The 17798-nt window shown below is 45.7% G+C and carries 15 protein-coding genes; 1 reads left to right on the forward strand and 14 read right to left on the reverse strand.

Features of this window, described 5'->3' with window-relative positions; all coding sequences use genetic code 11:
- Nucleotides 1-66: 66 nt before the first annotated feature.
- The 7 genes from spoVID to hemA all read right to left on the reverse strand — a co-directional run bounded on the left by spoVID (nt 67) and on the right by hemA (nt 7582).
- The gene (gene spoVID / locus AOT13_RS17660) at nt 67-1233 is read right to left on the reverse strand and encodes a stage VI sporulation protein D (protein WP_042383410.1); all 1167 of its coding nucleotides are present in this window, start codon (nt 1231-1233) and stop codon (nt 67-69) included.
- 125 nt (nt 1234-1358) lie between these two features.
- On the reverse strand, nt 1359-2654 hold the full coding sequence (hemL, locus tag AOT13_RS17665) for a glutamate-1-semialdehyde 2,1-aminomutase (RefSeq protein ID WP_013876507.1): 1296 nt from the start codon (nt 2652-2654) through the stop codon (nt 1359-1361).
- A gap of 15 nt (nt 2655-2669) precedes the next feature.
- On the reverse strand, nt 2670-3647 hold the full coding sequence (gene hemB, locus AOT13_RS17670) for a porphobilinogen synthase (protein ID WP_003248840.1): 978 nt from the start codon (nt 3645-3647) through the stop codon (nt 2670-2672).
- On the reverse strand, nt 3628-4428 hold the full coding sequence (locus AOT13_RS17675) for a uroporphyrinogen-III synthase (RefSeq protein ID WP_003248838.1): 801 nt from the start codon (nt 4426-4428) through the stop codon (nt 3628-3630). The genes hemB and AOT13_RS17675 overlap by 20 nt, the downstream gene beginning before the upstream one ends.
- On the reverse strand, nt 4428-5360 hold the full coding sequence (gene hemC / locus AOT13_RS17680) for a hydroxymethylbilane synthase (protein WP_042383409.1): 933 nt from the start codon (nt 5358-5360) through the stop codon (nt 4428-4430). The genes AOT13_RS17675 and hemC overlap by 1 nt, the downstream gene beginning before the upstream one ends.
- 19 nt (nt 5361-5379) lie before the next feature.
- Complete coding sequence (gene ccsA / locus AOT13_RS17685) at nt 5380-6213, reverse strand: cytochrome c biogenesis protein (protein WP_003248836.1); 834 nt, start codon at nt 6211-6213, stop codon at nt 5380-5382.
- A gap of 16 nt (nt 6214-6229) precedes the next feature.
- Nucleotides 6230-7582, reverse strand: a complete 1353-nt coding sequence (gene hemA, locus AOT13_RS17690) for a glutamyl-tRNA reductase (RefSeq protein ID WP_003248834.1) — start codon at nt 7580-7582, stop codon at nt 6230-6232.
- A gap of 168 nt (nt 7583-7750) precedes the next feature.
- Here hemA and AOT13_RS17695 point away from each other — a divergent pair, with 168 nt between their 5' ends.
- Entirely contained in the window at nt 7751-8236 is a 486-nt protein-coding gene (locus AOT13_RS17695) for a LiaI-LiaF-like domain-containing protein (protein WP_003248833.1), read from the forward strand.
- 45 nt (nt 8237-8281) lie between these two features.
- Here AOT13_RS17695 and yihA read toward each other — a convergent pair whose 3' ends face one another.
- The 7 genes from yihA to leuD all read right to left on the reverse strand — a co-directional run bounded on the left by yihA (nt 8282) and on the right by leuD (nt 17786).
- Entirely contained in the window at nt 8282-8863 is a 582-nt protein-coding gene (gene yihA, locus AOT13_RS17700; protein WP_013876503.1) for a ribosome biogenesis GTP-binding protein YihA/YsxC, read from the reverse strand.
- Nucleotides 8860-11196, reverse strand: a complete 2337-nt coding sequence (gene lon, locus AOT13_RS17705; protein WP_041269312.1) for an endopeptidase La — start codon at nt 11194-11196, stop codon at nt 8860-8862. Before lon ends, yihA begins: the two co-directional genes overlap by 4 nt.
- A gap of 181 nt (nt 11197-11377) precedes the next feature.
- The gene (gene lonB, locus AOT13_RS17710; protein WP_042383405.1) at nt 11378-13048 is read right to left on the reverse strand and encodes an ATP-dependent protease LonB; all 1671 of its coding nucleotides are present in this window, start codon (nt 13046-13048) and stop codon (nt 11378-11380) included.
- 112 nt (nt 13049-13160) lie between these two features.
- Nucleotides 13161-14423 carry an ATP-dependent protease ATP-binding subunit ClpX gene (clpX, locus tag AOT13_RS17715; protein WP_003248820.1) on the reverse strand — a complete coding sequence of 421 codons (1263 nt, stop codon included), beginning with the start codon at nt 14421-14423 and terminating at the stop codon, nt 13161-13163.
- Nucleotides 14424-14642: 219 nt separating this feature from the next.
- Nucleotides 14643-15929, reverse strand: a complete 1287-nt coding sequence (tig, locus tag AOT13_RS17720) for a trigger factor (protein WP_042383404.1) — start codon at nt 15927-15929, stop codon at nt 14643-14645.
- Between the two features lie 164 nt (nt 15930-16093).
- The gene (locus tag AOT13_RS17725; RefSeq protein ID WP_232511544.1) at nt 16094-17074 is read right to left on the reverse strand and encodes a tetratricopeptide repeat protein; all 981 of its coding nucleotides are present in this window, start codon (nt 17072-17074) and stop codon (nt 16094-16096) included.
- Nucleotides 17075-17192: 118 nt separating this feature from the next.
- Nucleotides 17193-17786: a 3-isopropylmalate dehydratase small subunit gene (gene leuD, locus AOT13_RS17730; RefSeq protein WP_003248814.1), complete on the reverse strand. Its 594-nt coding sequence runs from the start codon at nt 17784-17786 to the stop codon at nt 17193-17195.
- Nucleotides 17787-17798: the final 12 nt, after the last annotated feature.

A 17798-nucleotide genomic window follows, 5' to 3' on the forward strand; every position in this document is an offset into this window, starting at 1 on the left:
CATGTGTTCCTTGTTCAAGACAACACCCCCTTCATAAAAAGAAGTGAGGAATCATGCTTTCCCTCACTACGAAGAGCGGTTTCCCACCAGCGCCGGTATATATAGCAATTGCCCTTCATGGATTTCTTCCACGTTTTCCAATTGGTTGACGCGCAAAAGCTGCTGGATGGTGACATCGTACCGCTCGGCGATCTTGTCCAATGAATCTCCCTGCTGAACGATGCAGATTTTTACTTTTGTAAATTCCTCTTCTTGATTTTTCGCAAATAATTTTGTTAAGTATAATGTGTTTTCGCTCTTTACTTTTTGCTTTTCGTTTTCATCGATTTCTTCCGTTTCATCGGCGGCGTTTTCTTTCATGGACCCAATCGAAACTTTTGCCTCTTGTTGCGGGACAACGTTTTCTTCTTCTCCTGACGCTTCATTTTCTTCTATATTTTCTTCTTCATTCTCTTCCACATTTTCTTCGAGTTGTGCGGCTGTTTCTTCTTTTTCTTCTTCCGGTTTTTCCGGCTGTACGGCTGTTTTTTCTTTTTGTTTCTGTTTTTCCAGCCGCGCGACTGTTTCTTCCGGCTGTTCATGGTTATGGATCGGCACGGCTTTTTCTTCTTCCCGCTTTGTTTCTTCCCGGTGCACCGCCGCTTCTTCCTGTTCTTCGTCTTGCTCCGCCAACACATGGCCAGAAACGGAATATGCCTTTTCTTCCGATTGCTGTTCTCTCTGTTCCTCTTCGTACACTTCTTTGCGGGCGACAACTTCAAACGGTTCAAACAACAGTTCTTCTTCCTTTGCTGGCAACTGTTCATCCAGCGGCACTTCACTAATGCCACTGATAGAAATATCTGCTGTCACCAATAACCTTCCATTTTCATCCAAATCATAATCAAATGATTCAACCGTCACATACACATCTTCTAAATGTGGAATGCGGTTTTTCGGAATCGTAATATCGACCGGAAAACGATGCGATAATTCGCTAATGCCGTCTTCGCGCGTGGACACGTGCTGAACAAAGCGATGGCTCGCAAAGTCGAAAGGGGCCTCGCCGCTTTCTCCTTCCGCCATCCGGTACTCTCCGTTCAATTCTAACGCCCCGCGAATCGTGACATATTGTTCATATTCATCAACCGAAACGACCGGATCGAGAGAAATCGAAAGAAATTCGGCGACTTCCTGTCCTTTTTTAAACCAAACCGCTTCCTCAAGGGAAAAACGCAAATGCGATTGCTCCAACCGTAACTCCTCCTTCCGTCCCTTTCCGCCAAATTTTCTATGACATTATCCATTGTATGAGCGACGAACGGGCAATATGAATAAAAAAATCGGGCTGTCCATGGCGATGGACAACCCATTCTCTTTTACTTCCCTTCGCGTATTTTCGCAAACGCGCGCTCTGCCGCGGCGATTGTTTTTTCAATATCTTCATCCGTATGTTCTGTTGATAAAAACAATCCTTCAAATTGCGACGGAGGAAGGAAAATTCCTTGTTCCGCCATTTCGCGGTAATATGTCGCGAACATTTCCAAATCGGACGTTTTCGCTTTTTCGTAGTTGACAACATGTTCGTTTGTAAAGAAGAAGCCGATCATCGAGCCAGCGCGGTTAATCGTATGCGGAATTTCGTATTTTTCCGCCGCTTTGCGCAACCCTTCTTCCAATCGGTCCGCTTTTTTGCGGAATTGCTCATATGTTTCCGGAGTCAGCTGAATAAGCGTTTCATATCCGGCCGTCATGGCAAGCGGGTTTCCCGACAGCGTTCCCGCTTGATAAATCGGGCCGCTCGGCGCGACTTTTTCCATAATTTCCGCTTTTCCGCCGTACGCTCCGACCGGAAGCCCGCCGCCGATGACTTTTCCAAGGCACGTTAAATCCGGTTCAATGCCGAAATACCCTTGCGCGCAATGGTAGTCAACGCGGAAGCCCGTCATCACTTCGTCGAAAATAAGGAGCGCGCCGTACTGTTTCGTGATGTCTCGCAGTCCTTGCAAAAAGCCCGGAACTGGCGGAACGACACCCATGTTGCCGGCAACCGGCTCGACAATGACTGCAGCGATATCTTCGCCGAACTGTTCAAACGCATATTTGACGCTTTCTAAATCGTTGTAAGGAACCGTGATCGTATGATGCGCCAGCGCTTCCGGAACACCGGGGCTGTCCGGCAATCCAAGTGTCGCCACTCCGGAACCGGCTTTGATGAGCAGCGAGTCGCCATGGCCGTGATAGCATCCTTCAAACTTCAAAATTTTATTGCGGCCTGTATAGCCGCGTGCCAACCGGAGCGCGCTCATCGTCGCTTCTGTTCCAGAATTCACCATACGGACAATTTCAATGGATGGCACCCGTTCAATTACCAATTTCGCCAGCTCGTTTTCGATCAATGTCGGTGCGCCAAAGCTTGTGCCGTTTTCCGTCACTTTTTTCAGCGCCTCAACAACGCGCGGATTCGCATGGCCTAAAATAAGCGGCCCCCACGACAGCACATAATCGATATATTCGTTGCCGTCGATATCATAAATTTTTGACCCTTTGCCGCGCGCCATAAAGATCGGCGTCATATGGACGGATTTAAACGCGCGCACCGGGCTGTTGACACCGCCCGGCAGCAGGCGGACCGCCTCTTCATATGCAGCTTTGGAACGTTCATAGCTTCGCATATGCCGCTCTCCTTTCTATTCATTTAACCAGCGCGCCACATCTTTCGCAAAATAAGTGATGATTAAATCAGCGCCGGCCCGTTTCATGCTTATCAGCATCTCCATGACAATGTCTTTTTCGTTAATCCAGCCGTTTTGCGCCGCCGCTTTGACCATCGAATATTCCCCGCTCACGTTATATGTAACGACAGGAAGGTGGAAATGGTTTTTAATGTCGCGGATAATATCTAAATAGGAAAGCGCCGGTTTCACCATTAAAAAGTCAGCGCCTTCGCGCACATCCGATTCCGCTTCCCGGAACGCTTCGCGGCGGTTTGCCGGATCCATTTGGTAGGTTTTCCGGTCGCCAAATTGCGGCGCGCTATCCGCAGCGTCACGGAACGGACCGTAAAATGCGGACGCATATTTTATCGCGTACGACATAATCGGCACGTTCGTAAAGCCGGCTTCATCGAGCCCGCGGCGGATCGCCGCAACAAAGCCGTCCATCATATTGGAAGGGGCGATGATATCCGCTCCCGCTTGCGCTTGGCTGACAGCGGTTTTCGCCAGCAATTCCAGCGATGGATCGTTTAATACTTGTTCATTTTCGACAACGCCGCAATGTCCATGGCTCGTGTATTCACACAAACAGGTATCAGCGATGACGACGATATCCGGATAATTTTCTTTTATTTGGCGGATCGCCCGCTGGACGATGCCATGTTCGCAATATGCCTGTGAGCCGACTTCATCTTTTTCCGCCGGCACGCCAAAAACGATCACCGATTTAATGCCGAGCCCGACGACTTCGTCCATTTCTTCATTTAAACGGTCAAGCGAAAATTGGTATATTCCGGGCATTGACGGTACTTCTCTTTTTACCCCGTTTCCTTCGGCGACAAAAATCGGATAAATAAGATCGTCGACATGAAGATGTGTTTCTCTCACCATCGCCCGCAAATTCGCGGTCTGCCGCAAACGGCGATGGCGGTCAAATCGTAATGTTTCCATTTATTTTCCCTCCATCACATCTTGCGAAATATGCCTCCATCTCTTTTATCATAGCATCAATCGTATACTCGCTTGGACAAATATGCACGGAAAGCCCCGCTTTTTCCGCCGTCTCCTTCGTAATCGGGCCGATGCAGGCAACCGCACAGCCGGCAAGCAATGAAGCGATATCTTCTCTTTCCATCATCCGCAGAAAGCTTTGTACAGTTGAAGAGCTTGTAAACGTAATGACATCGAGTTTTTTTTCCCGGAGCAGGCATAGCAATCGTTCTTTTCCCGCTTCGTTCATCGACGTTTTATACACAATAAGGTCCGTTACGTCTGCCCCCATGTCGATTAGCGCATCCCGCAATACCGTCCTTGCCAAATTCCCTTTGACTAAAAGAACGCGATCGCGCGGCTTCACAAGCGGTTTTAGCGCCTCGATGACACCTTCGGCCACAAATTCGTCAGGGACGACGGCAGGGGAAACGCCATATGCTTTTAACGCCGCCGCCGTTTTTTTGCCGACGACCACCACTTTTGGAAGCAGCGTTTTCTGTTTGACAAACGGGAAGAAAAACCGCACGCCGTTCGCGCTTGTGAAAACGAGCCAATCATAATCGGAAAGCTGGCGTGCACACCGCTCGATTTCTTCATGATGGGAAGAAGGAGAAATCGCAATAAGCGGAATTTCTACCGGAATCGCCCCGGCTTCACGCAGCTTTTCGGAAAACGCTTTTGCCTGTTCTTTTTCCCTTGTCACAAGCACCGTTTTTCCCGACAACGGACCGCTTGCCATTACCGATTCATCTCCTCTTTGGCGCGATCGATTAACGCTTTCGCCCCGCGCTTTATTAACAAGTCTGCAGCAGTTGTGCCGACATTTTCCGGATCTGACCCGCTAACCGTTTCTTTATACAGCTCTTTTCCATCAGGCGAGGCGACAAGCGCGGTTAATACGATGTCATTTTGATTATTGACATGCGCATAGCCGGCAATCGGCACTTGACAGCCGCCTTCCAGTTGCCGTAAAAATGCGCGTTCCGCATAAACGGCCCGTTCGGTATCGATGTCGTTTAATTTTTGCAGCCATTCCCGCAATTCTTCGTCGCTTTCGCGGCATTCCACCGCAAGCGCCCCTTGCCCAACGGCAGGAAGGCATACATCTGTCGCCAAATATTCCGTGATGACATCGCTTGCCCAGCCCATGCGCACCAATCCAGCCGCCGCAAGAACAATGGCGTCATAATCTTCGGTTTGCAGCTTCGCTAGCCTCGTATCGATGTTGCCGCGAATCCATTTGATCGTTAAATCCGGCCGCTTTGCCAATAGTTGCGCGGAGCGGCGCAAACTGCTTGTCCCGACGACCGCTCCGCTCGGAAGATCCGCAAACGTTTCTTTGTTTTTGCTTATCAGGACATCACGATGGTCCTCACGCGGCGGCACGCAACCGATGATCAGGCCGTCAGGCAAAACGGCAGGCATGTCTTTCATGCTATGGACGGCCATATCAATCTCGTTATTCAGCATCGCATGCTCAATCTCTTTGACGAACAATCCTTTGCCGCCGACTTTTGACAAGGTCACATCAAGAATTTTATCGCCTTTCGTAACAATTTCTTTCACTTCAAACTCAAACGGCGCCCCCAGTTGCCGGAGCTGTTCAATCACCCAGTTCGTCTGGGTGAGCGCAAGCTTGCTGCGCCGCGAGCCAACGATTATTTTTCTCATCTTCCATCCTCCACTGCGACTACGAATACCAAAAATGAAATGTCGATAAACTGCCGAATAAGAGAAAGTTTACTAATAAAAATAAAAACGAGCCGATGTTCCAAAGAGCAATCGATTTGCCTTGCACTTGCCGGACGACGCGCTTATAAAAATAGGCGCTGTACACCGCAAGCACAAAGAACGAGCCAAGTACTTTTACGTCATACCAGTGAAAATGATCCAATTTGATGTATGCCCAAATCACTCCAAGAATTAATCCTAATAACAACATAGGCAATCCGATTAAATTTAAAACGTACGACATAAAATCTAATTTCGTCAAATCAGCCATCCGCCATAACCGTTCTCCCCATTTTTTCCGTTTCAACGTGCTGTATTGCAGCATATACAACACGGAAAAAATAAATGAAAGCGAAAACGCCGCATAAGCTAGCAGCGCCATTGTGATATGGATCATCAACAATTCGGAAATGAGTTTTTCGGCGACAGCCGGCGACTGATGATGGCTCGGCGCAAACGTATGAATCGCCAAAATTAAAAACGCCAGCACGTTCGTAAAAAAGACGATAAAGTCAACGCGCATCAACCGATTAATGGCAAGCGACAACGTAATGAGCAACCATGCGTAAAAATAAAGACCTTCCGACATCGTTAAAATTGGGAAGCGCCCTGTCTGCATAATCCGAAACAAGAAAAAAAACGTTTGCAACATCCAAACAATAGAAAGTAACCAGAAAGCGACTTGGTTCGCCTTCCGGTTACGCTGGAGAAAATCAATAAAATATAGAAGTATCGATAACACGTACAAAAGAATAGACAACTCGTATAACCGGGTCATGGTCATCTCTAACATATGCCCAAATCCTCTCTTATGACTGTAGAGACGGCATAGCGGCGCGTTGACCATCTGTTTTCGCTTGTGTTTGTGCTTTTACGGCATTTTTTTGCGCTTTTACGGCATCTTCGATATTGAAAATTTTCATAAACAATTGCAGCGCTTCTTCGGCATTTGGCTCTGCCGCCAGTTCTTTCGCTCGTAAAATCGGATCGCGCAGCAATTGGTTAATGATGCTTTTCGTATGTTTATTCAGCACCTTCCGGTCATGTTCAGACAAATGCGGCAGCTTCCGTTCAATGCTTTGCATCGTCTCCGCTTGGATCGCCAGCGCTTTTTCGCGAAGCGCAGCGATAACAGGCACAACGCCGAGCGTATGAAGCCATTGCTGGAAGGCGACAAGCTCTGTTTCGATCATGCGCTCGATTTGCGCCGCTGCTTTTTTGCGCTCTTCTAAATTCGCTTGCACGATTCCTTCCAAATCGTCAATATCATATAAAAAAACGCTTTCCAAATCAGCAAGCGCCGGATCCAAGTCGCGCGGGACAGCGATATCCACCATAAACAGCGGGCGTCCTTTCCGCATTTTATCTATATAAACCATCATTTCTTTTGTAAGAATATAATCTTTTGCCCCAGTCGAGCTAATGACAATATCCGCTTCTAAAAGCGCACACGACAATTCGCAAAGCGATCTTGCCGTTCCGGAAAACTTTTTCGCCAGCTTTTCTGCTTTTTCGAGCGTCCGGTTGACGACCGTTACTGTTTTAACGCCACTGCCATATAAATTTTGCGCGGCTAATTCTCCCATTTTCCCAGCGCCGATAATTAAAACATGTTTTGAAGATAAATCGCCAAAAATCTTTTTCGCAAGTTCAACCGCCGCGTAACTTACCGATACCGCGTTTGCACCGATTTCTGTTTCGGAATGGGCGCGTTTTGCGAATGTGACTGCCTGCTTGAACAGCTGGTTAAAGATCGTGCCAATCGTTCCCTCTTTTTGGGCAAGAAGATAGCTTGATTTGACTTGTCCTAAAATTTGCGTTTCTCCCAAAATCATGGAATCCAGACCAGAAGCAACGCGGAATAAATGTTCCACCGCCGCTTCGTTTTCAAGTATGTTTAAATATGGCGCAAATGCATCAGCTTCCATGTGGAACCAATCCGCTAAAAACGATTTTATATAATAGCGACCGGTATGCAGCTGATCAACGACCGCGTAAACTTCGGTACGATTGCACGTAGAAACAATCACATTTTCCAAAATGCTTTTTTGCTGCTGCAATTGTTTCATCGCATCGACCAATTCCGACTCACTAAATGCAAGTTTTTCGCGGATTTCAACAGGGGCCGTTTTATAGTTAACGCCAACAACAATAATATGCACTTCCTTTATACCCCCTTATAAACGAGTACCATCAACGTCTTTTTTTATTATAGCACATGTTTCTTTTCACATTGTGAAAAAAGTGTGAACACGCTAGAAAGCATATGATAAACTTTATACAGTATTATTGTATCATAAAAAAAGTTTGTCGAAAAATTGGAGGAACCGATGAAGAAACAGACGACATTTTCTGGCATTGTTCTTGTTGGACTTGGCGTTTATTTTTTGGCAAACCAGCTTCATCTCCCGTTGCTGCGTCTCTTTCAAGATTGGCCGGCGCTACTTGTCATTTTTGGCATCGCATTCATCGCACAGGCATACTCGGCCCGCGAATACCAGTACATTTTCCCTGGGATCGTGCTGTTCGGATTTGGCCTTCATTTTTTCCTTGCAAGCTGGTTCCAACGCTGGCCAAACCATGTTGGTATGTTTTTTCTCATCATTGCCATCGCGTTTTTCTTTAGCTCCCGGAAAACAAAAACCGGGCTTGGCCAAAGCATATTTTTCTTCGCATTCGCTTTTATCCTGATGTTTTCTGAGCGGTTTTCACATTTGTTTCACATCGTAGAAACGGGCATTTCATCTGTTTGGAAATTTTGGCCGTTTGGGCTAATTATCGTTGGCGTATACATATTATGGCGAAAACGAAAATAATCATGCGAAAAAACACCAGCCGCCGTTCCGCTGGTGTTTTTTCACTTAAAAGAAGCGTTCCAGTGCCGCCCACGCTTCTTCTTTTCCTTGCCCTGTCTCCGCCGAAAACACGATCAATTCGTCGCCATCGGCGATGTTCAGCGTTTCGCGCACCACTTTTTGATGTTTTTGCCATTTTCCTTTTGGAACTTTGTCGGCTTTTGTGGCAACAATGATTGCTGGAATTTCGTAATGCTTCAAAAACTCATACATCATCACGTCATCTTTCGTTGGCGGATGGCGCAAGTCGACGATCAGGACGACCGCCCTTAGCTGTTCCCTTGTCGTAAAATACGTTTCCATCATTTTTCCCCATGCTTCCCGCTCTTTCTTTGAAACCTTCGCAAATCCATATCCCGGCACATCGACAAAGTACAGCGATTCATTAATCAAGTAAAAGTTTAATGTTTGCGTTTTCCCCGGCTTAGACGAGGTGCGCGCTAAATTTTTCCGGTTAATCATTTTATTAATAAAGGAAGATTTGCCGACATTGGAACGGCCGGCTAACGCGAATTCCGGCAGCAAGCCGTCTGGATATTGCTCCGGCTTCACCGCGCTGATGACGAGTTCTGCTTTTGTCACGTTCATTGTTGATCCCCTGCCAATGCATGTTGTAATACTTCATCTAAATGGGAAACAAGCACAAATTGCAAATCCTTTTTCACCACATCTGGAATATCGTCTAAGTCTTTTTCATTATCCTTCGGCAAAATCACTTTTTTCAAGCCGGCACGATGGGCGCTTAACGTTTTTTCTTTTAATCCTCCTATTGGAAGCACGCGACCGCGCAATGTTATTTCCCCTGTCATGCCAACAAAACGGCTTACCGGGCGGCCTGTCAGTGCGGAAATAAGCGCTGTCGCAATCGTGATCCCGGCCGATGGCCCGTCTTTCGGAACCGCGCCTTCCGGTACGTGAATATGAATATCGTATTTTTCATGAAATTCCGGGTCCACCCCGAGCTGTTCAGCGCGAGCACGCACGTAGCTAAACGCCGCTTGCGCCGATTCTTTCATGACATCGCCTAATTTTCCTGTCAATACAAGCTTTCCTTTTCCTGGAGCGAGCGATACTTCAATGGACAGCGTGTCGCCGCCAAAAGCCGTGTAGGCAAGCCCTGTCGCCACACCGACTTGATCTTCCAATTCCGCTTGGCCGTAGCGATATTTTTTCTTTCCTAAAAATTCCTCCATATTTTTCTCGGTAATGATGACGCGTTTTTTCTCCCCGGAAACGATGAACCGCGCCGCTTTCCGGCAAATCGCGGCAAGCTGCCGCTCCAATTCGCGCACACCTGCTTCCCTTGTATAATAGCGAATAATGCTCATCATCGCGTCATCACGTATTTGCAGCGCTGATTTTTGCAAGCCATGTTCTTTTATTTGCTTTGGCAGCAAATGCCGTTTAGCGATTTGCAGTTTTTCAACTTCGGTATAGCCAGGGATTGTAATAATTTCCATACGATCCAAAAGCGGTTGCGGGATTGTCGCTAAATTATTTGCCGTCGCAATAAACATCACTTTCGATAAATCGTACGGTTCTTCAATATAATGGTCGCTAAACGCATGGTTTTGTTCCGGATCCAGCACTTCCAGAAGCGCTGCAGACGGATCGCCGCGAAAATCGCTCGACATTTTATCAATTTCATCCAATAAAAACACCGGATTAATCGTTCCCGCCTTTTTCATCCCTTGAATGATGCGCCCTGGCATTGCGCCGACATATGTGCGGCGGTGGCCGCGAATTTCTGATTCATCGCGGACGCCTCCCAGCGAAATGCGGACAAAGCGGCGGTTCAGAGATTTGGCAATCGAGCGGGCAAGCGATGTTTTCCCGACTCCTGGCGGTCCTGCCAAGCAAAGAATCGGTCCTTTTAACGATTTTGTCAATTGTTGCACAGATAAAAATTCAAGCACCCGTTCTTTAACTTTTTCAAGGCCGTAATGATCTTCATTTAATATTGCTTCCGCCCGTTTAATATCATGGATATCTTCTGTTTGCGTTGACCAAGGAAGCGCAATGAGCCAGTCTAAATAGTTGCGAATCACTGCGCTTTCTGCTGACGTCGCCGGAATTTTTTCATAACGGTCAAGCTCTTTGAGCGCTGTTTCTTTCACATGGCTCGGCATGCCGGCTGCTTCGATTTTTTCTTTTAATGTTTCGACTTCTCCCGCTTTTCCTTCTTTTTCGCCGAGTTCTTTTTGAATCGCCTTCATTTGTTCCCGCAAATAATATTCTTTTTGTGTGCGCTCCATCGATTGCTTGACGCGCATGCTAATCTTTTTCTCCAGCTGCAGCACTTCTTTTTCATTGTGAAGAATTTGAATAATCTTGTGAACGCGTTCTTTCACATCGATCGTTTCAAGAATGCGCTGTTTTTCTTCGAGCTTCAGCGGCAAATGGGAAGCGATAATATCCGCCATCCGCCCCGGCTCGTCAATATCTGCAATGGAAGCATAAATATCGGCAGATAATCTTTTCGATAAGTTTATGTATTGTTCAAAATATTCCAGCATCGTCCGTTTCAACGCTTCGTCTTCTAAATCTTTCGTTGTGCGATCCACAAACTTTTCTGCTTTTACCATAAAGTAAGGTTCTTCACTTACTATCTCCGTGATGATCGCCCGCGCTATCCCTTCCACTAGCACGCGAAACGTTCCGTTTGGCAGTTTAAGCAATTGTTTAACGCGCGCAAGTGTCCCCATTTTATATAAATCATCCATATCGGGCTCATCAATGGAAACATCTTTTTGCGATATCAACAAAATGATATGATCTTCTACCATCGCTTTTTCAAGCGCCCGCACCGATTTTTCTCGCCCAACATCCAGATGCAACACCATTGTTGGAAAAACAAGCAATCCTCTCAGCGGCAAGAGGGGAACGATAAGCTCTTTCTTTTTCACCGCGAACACCTCCATATCTCGCTTCTATTCGTCTATTGTATAGCACGGCAGCCCCGTTTGTAAAATTCCTTGACGCAAATGAATGCATTGATGGAGCGAAACGGACGGCAACAAATACTTCTTATGAATACATAATACAAAGAAAAAGCGACTTCGACACGTTTTTTGTTTCGTCGAAGTCGTATCGGCCGCCGCACTATACGGATTTCGTATTAGAGCGATCGGCAGCGGCTGGGATGATGCCGCCGCGTTGGATAACATTTTTCCCAAATACAATGGCAAACACTTCATCAAGACGCCGGACCGGAATAATCTCGATCTCTTTCATTTCTCGTAAAATGGCTTGCATATTTTCTAACGGAATGAGCACTTTTTTTGCCCCCGCCTGTTTCGCCGCTTTTATTTTTGGAAAAATTCCCCCTACCGGCTTGACATAACCGTGAATGCTGATTTCCCCTGTCATCGCTACCGAACCATCGACAGGGATTTGATAAATCGCCGAATAAATTCCGGTGGCTATCGCAACTCCCGCGGACGGGCCGTCAATTGGAATGCCTCCAGGAAAATTCACATGAATATCATAACGGTCCGCAGGCACTCCCATCGCGCGCAATACAGTGATGACATTTTCAATAGAGCCCTTTGCCATGCTTTTGCGGCGAATCGATTTTTCTTGAGTTCCGATCCTTTCCTCTTCGACGATGCCAGTAATGTGAACCATCCCTTTTTCTTTCGCCGGCAACGCAGCCACTTCAATTTCCAAAATCGTTCCTGTATTCGGTCCGCATACCGCCAGACCGTTCACCATCCCGACCGACGGCGTTCCTGCAATTTTCTTTTCATACCGCGGTGACAGCTGACTGGAGTGGATAACCCATTCAATATCTTTTTCTAAAATCGTTTCACGGTTTTCAGAAATAGCGATGCCCGCGGCAATTTGCATGATATTCACCGCTTCCCGGCCGTTTCGTGCATAAGCCGCAAGAATGCGAATCCCGCTTTCCGATACTTTTAAACGGATTTTGTCCGCTGCTTTTTTCGCAATGAGCGCAATTTCATCTTGGTCGAGCTCGCGGAAAAACACTTCCAAACACCGCGAGCGGATAGCTGGAGGAATTTCGTTTGGCGTTCTCGTCGTCGCACCGACAAGCCGGAAATCTGCTGGAAGCCCGTTTTGGAAAATATCATGAATGTGGCTTGGAATTTGTGAATTTTCCTTGCTATAATAAGCACTTTCAAAAAATACTTTCCGGTCTTCAAGCACTTTCAGCAATTTATTCATTTGAATCGGATGGAGCTCTCCAATTTCATCAATAAATAAAATCCCACCGTGCGCATTCGTGACCGCCCCTTGTTTTGGCTGCGGGATGCCCGCCTGCCCCATCGCTCCCGCCCCTTGATAAATCGGATCATGCACAGACCCGATTAACGGATCGGCGATTCCTCGTTCGTCAAACCGCGCGGTCGTTGCATCTAATTCAACAAACGCGGCATTCTGCTTGAACGGAGAAAGCGGATTTTTTTTCGCCTCTTCCAAAACAAGACGAGCCGCAGCCGTTTTGCCAACGCCCGGAGGCCCGTAAATAATGACATGCTGCGGGTTTGGGCCGCATAACGCCGCCTTAAGCGCCTTGATTCCATCTTCTTGGCCGACAATATCGTCAAAACTTTTCGGCCTTACTTTTTCCGCAAGCGGCTCCGTTAATGAAATGGACCGCAGTTTCCGCAATTGCTCCATTTCTTTTCGCGATTCCTTATCGATCGATACTTTTTGGATTCGCTGGTTCTTAAGCAGACTCAAAAAATAAAGACCGATAATAATCCCGAAAAACAGTTGTATCAATAGCACAGCATTTGTCCAGTTCATTTCTGAAATCCTCCTGCCTTCCAATAGTTTGTAGTGATAGTATCTCCGTGAAAAGGCAGGAATAAACAAAAAAGAAACCGCCTTAATCATAAGGCGGTTTCCTGCTCGGGCATTATGCGGACGTTTTCCGTCCTTCCACTACTGTTCCGTCATGGCGAATGAGTTTTGGCGGTTCGTTGCCGCGGACCGTCTCAACAGTAATGATACATTTTTGCACATCTTCGCGTGATGGAAGCTCGAACATGACATCGAGCATAATTCCTTCAATGATCGAGCGGAGACCGCGCGCTCCTGTTTTGCGTTCAATTGCTTTTTTCGCAATTTCGCGCAGCGCATCTTCTTCAAATTCAAGCTCGACTCCATCGAGTTCAAGCATTTTTTGATATTGTTTCACAATCGCGTTTTTCGGTTTCGTTAATATATCCACCAGCGCTTGTTCATCGAGCGGCTCTAGTGTTGTTATAACCGGGAGGCGGCCAATAAATTCCGGAATGAGCCCGAACTTTAATAAATCTTCCGGAAGCACTTTGGACAATAAGTTTTTCTCGTCTACTTCCGACTGCTGGACATCGGCGCCGAAACCGATCACTTTTTTCCCTAAACGGCGTTTAATAATCGGTTCAATTCCATCAAACGCGCCGCCGCAAATAAACAAAATGTTCGTCGTGTCAATTTGGATAAACTCTTGGTGCGGATGTTTGCGGCCGCCTTGAGGCGGGACACTCGCAATCGTTCCTTCTAAAATTTTTAATAACGCCTGCTGCACACCTTCGCCGGATACATCGCGCGTGATCGACGGGTTTTCCGATTTGCGGGCGATTTTATCGATTTCATCGATATAAATAATTCCTTTTTCCGCCCGTTCTACATCATAATCTGCCGCCTGAATAAGCTTGAGCAAAATATTTTCCACATCTTCCCCGACATATCCTGCTTCCGTTAGCGACGTCGCGTCAGCGATCGCAAACGGCACATTTAAAATGCGCGCCAATGTTTGCGCAAGCAGCGTTTTTCCGCTTCCTGTCGGCCCAATCATTAAAATGTTGCTTTTCGATAATTCGACATCATCGATTTTACTGCCGGAATTAATCCGTTTATAATGATTATAAACCGCGACTGCTAATGATTTTTTCGCTTCATCTTGGCCGATGACGTATTCATCTAAAATTTCGCGAATTTCTTTTGGCTTCGGAATATCTTTAAATTCAAATTCTTCTTCATTTCCCAATTCTTCTTCCACAATCTCCGTGCATAGCTCGATGCATTCATCACATATATATACGCCGGGACCCGCAACGAGCTTGCGGACTTGATCTTGCGTCTTTCCGCAAAATGAACACTTTAACTGTCCTTTTTCATCATTAAATTTAAACATTATCTTCACCCCTTGCCATATCGCACAACTTATATGTATTTTATTCACTCCCACAAAACCTTGCCGACAAAACTTATGTATTGGTCATTTTATCATAAATGCTCTCCAAAAGACCAATAAAAAATATAACGCGTTAGAAAAATTAGAAAATTTTTCATCACATTTCCCTTTTTGTATGAAAGAACAAGGCACGAACACTCGCGCCTTGTTCTTTATATATTATGCCGCAACTTTGCTGTGCTCTACAAGGAAATCGATCGTTTTCCGCCATTTCAAATCTTCTTTGACGCCTTCAAGATTTCCTAATAGCTCTTTTAATTTTTCTACTTCCAAATTGTACGCTTTCGCCATTTTTTCCAGTTCTTCATTCACTTCTTCTTCCGTTACTTCAATATGTTCCGCCTTTGCTATCGCTTCTAATGTTAGCGCAACACGAACGCGTTTTTCCGCATCCTCTTTCATTTGTTCACGCAATGCCGCTTCATCTTGGCCAGAGAATTGATAATAAAGGTCAAGGTTTAGCCCTTGCATTTGCAAACGCTGGTCAAATTCGCGCAACATCCGGTCTGTTTCATTTTTCACCATTACTTCTGGAATATCAATTTCCGCGTTTTCTGCAGCTTTTTCAACAACCGCGTCGCGAAGCGCCGTTTCCGCTTCATTCTTTTTCGTTTCTTCCAGTCTTGCGCGGATTTTTTCTTTTAATTGCTCCAATGTTTCTACTTCATCGTCGACATCTTTTGCGAATTCATCGTCCAATGCTGGAAGCTGTTTCGCTTTTACTTCATGCACTTTGACTTTAAATGTTGCAGGTTTGCCAGCTAATTCTTTTGCATGGTATTCTTCAGGGAATGTCACTTCAATTTCTTTTTCTTCTCCTGCTTTCATGCCGACCAATTGATCTTCAAACCCTGGAATGAAAACGCCGGAGCCGATTTCAAGCGAGTAATTTTCCGCTTTTCCGCCTTCAAACGGCTCACCGTCCACAAAACCTTCGAAATCGATTACCGCCGTATCGCCTTTTTCGATTTTTCCGTCTTCCTTAACAACAAGCTCCGCAAAGTCTTCTTGCAGACGTTTCAATTCGTTTTCCACATCTTCATCAGTAACGGTAGCATCCATTTTTTCTACTTCTAATCCTTTATATTGCCCAAGTTTCACTTCTGGTTTTACTGTCACTCTTGCTGTAAAAATAAGGTTTTTCCCTTTTTCCATTTGCTCAATGTCGATTTTCGGAACATCGACAGGTTCAATTCCCGCCTCTTCCACTGCCTTTGCATACGCTTCTGGCAATAAAATATCGAGTGCATCTTGGTATAGCGCTTCAACGCCAAAGCGTTTTTCAAAAATAACGCGCGGTACTTTCCCTTTGCGGAATCCAGGAACAGTAATATTTTTCACTACTTTTTTAAATGCCGCATCCAGTCCTTCATCTACTTTTTTCGCGTCCACTTCGACAGTGAGCACGCCTTCATGTCCTTCAAGCTTTTCCCATTTTACTGACATAATATTCCCTCCAACTAAAAAATCATTAAGATAATGAATCTTTCACTGTTTTTTCATTATCTTTTTATTATTTCCATATATGTAGTGAAAACGGAAAAATATATACACAATACAACCATTATATTATAACATAGAATGATGATGTTTCAATACGAACAGAATGATTAAAAATAGGAAATTTCCTCTGCTTCGCAAAGTTTTTGGCAAAGAAAATCGATGTCTTGGGCCTGAACGTGGTACATACGGGCAATTTTCTCCGCAGTTGCCGGCATTCCTTGAAACTGGCAGGCAGCGAGATGAAGCGCCGCCATCCACTCGTCAAGCAAAGCAGGGGCTGGTGAAAACGGATAAAGCATGTACGTATAACGGAGCCAAATATCGACAGCCACTTCATATAAGCTTGGATTTTTGCTTGCTAACTTATTTTCCAATTGTTGCAACACATTTAAAGCAAACGTTGTTTGGGAACGTTCATTCAGCTTTGCTGGTATGACATCCATCGTTTGCCCAAACTTTTCGACGGTAACAACATCGGAAACATTTTTTAACGTCAGCAAGCGCAACACCATCGTTTTGGTGATCGGATTATTTGCTTTGTCCAGCAAATATTGTTTTAAGATAAAGAGGATAGGAGTAATATCTTCGTTTTCTAACTGCTTAATCACTCTCATATGCTCAGTGATATCGCTTGACGAAAGCAGCTGCTGCACGCCATCTTGTTCAGCAGATGGCAGGCGGCGCTCAGCCATCTGGCGGCTGAAATGAAGCAAGCGCAACAAATGCTCTCTGACCGCAGCCGGAAGAGAACGGCGGTGCAGCGCCTGGCGTATTACGGTTTCCGCCTGCTCATATCGCCGCAGCTGCATTAAAATCGATAAATACATTTGCAAAATCTCTGCATCTTCTTCGTTTTCTTGAAGCAGCATCCGGCAGCGGCGCTCAGCCTCGGAAAATTCGCCTAATTCACAAAAGCAAACGACAATGCTGAGTTTCACATGAAAGCGATGCTCGCCAAGCTGTTCCGCCTTATGAAAAAAACGAAGCGCTTCCTGATACCGCTTTGCCTGCAGCGCTTTTATCCCCTCTTCAACAAGGCGTTCCTTAGTGTGAGGAAACAAAATAATTTTTTCATTTTTCCGTTCCATATTCGCACGCCCCATCAAAATTTTGAAACAAGTGTAGCAAGTTTTCTTGCAAAATACAAGCAAAACAATTAGAAAAGAAGCCGTTCCAGCAGTTGCAGCGGAACGGCTTTCCTTCCATTTATGGCAATGGGCAATGCTTTTTTTCATACTCCGCGATATACGGTTCATAAACGAACGTTAAATCGATTTCATCCCAACCTTTTAAAAGCAGCTGCTTTCGGTATGGATCAATGTCAAACGTCCGTGCAAATCCGTTATCATCGTACACCTGTTGCTCTTCTAAAGAAATGGTTAGTTCATAATCTGCTTTTGTGCTTTCCCGCAACAAATATTCGACATCTTGCTTGGCTAAACGAATTGGCAATAGTCCGTTTTTAAGGCAGTTGTTATAAAAAATATCGGCAAATGACGGAGCGATAATCGCTTGAAACCCGTAATCTTGCAGCGCCCATGGCGCATGCTCGCGCGATGACCCGCAACCAAAGTTTTCATTGGCGACAAGAATGGTTGCCCCTTCGTTTTCCGGGCGGTTTAATTCAAAATCAGGATTTGGTTTTTCCCCATCGATATAGCGCCAGTCGTAAAAGAGAAACTTGCCAAACCCCGTACGCTCAATTCGCTTTAAAAATTGTTTTGGAATAATTTGGTCTGTATCGATATTGGCACGGTCGATTCCTGCTACTTTGCCTTTATGCACCGTAAATGGCTTCATTCGTCTCCCTCC

The sequence above is a fragment of the Parageobacillus thermoglucosidasius genome (assembly GCF_001295365.1).
Lineage (GTDB): Bacteria > Bacillota > Bacilli > Bacillales > Anoxybacillaceae > Parageobacillus > Parageobacillus thermoglucosidasius.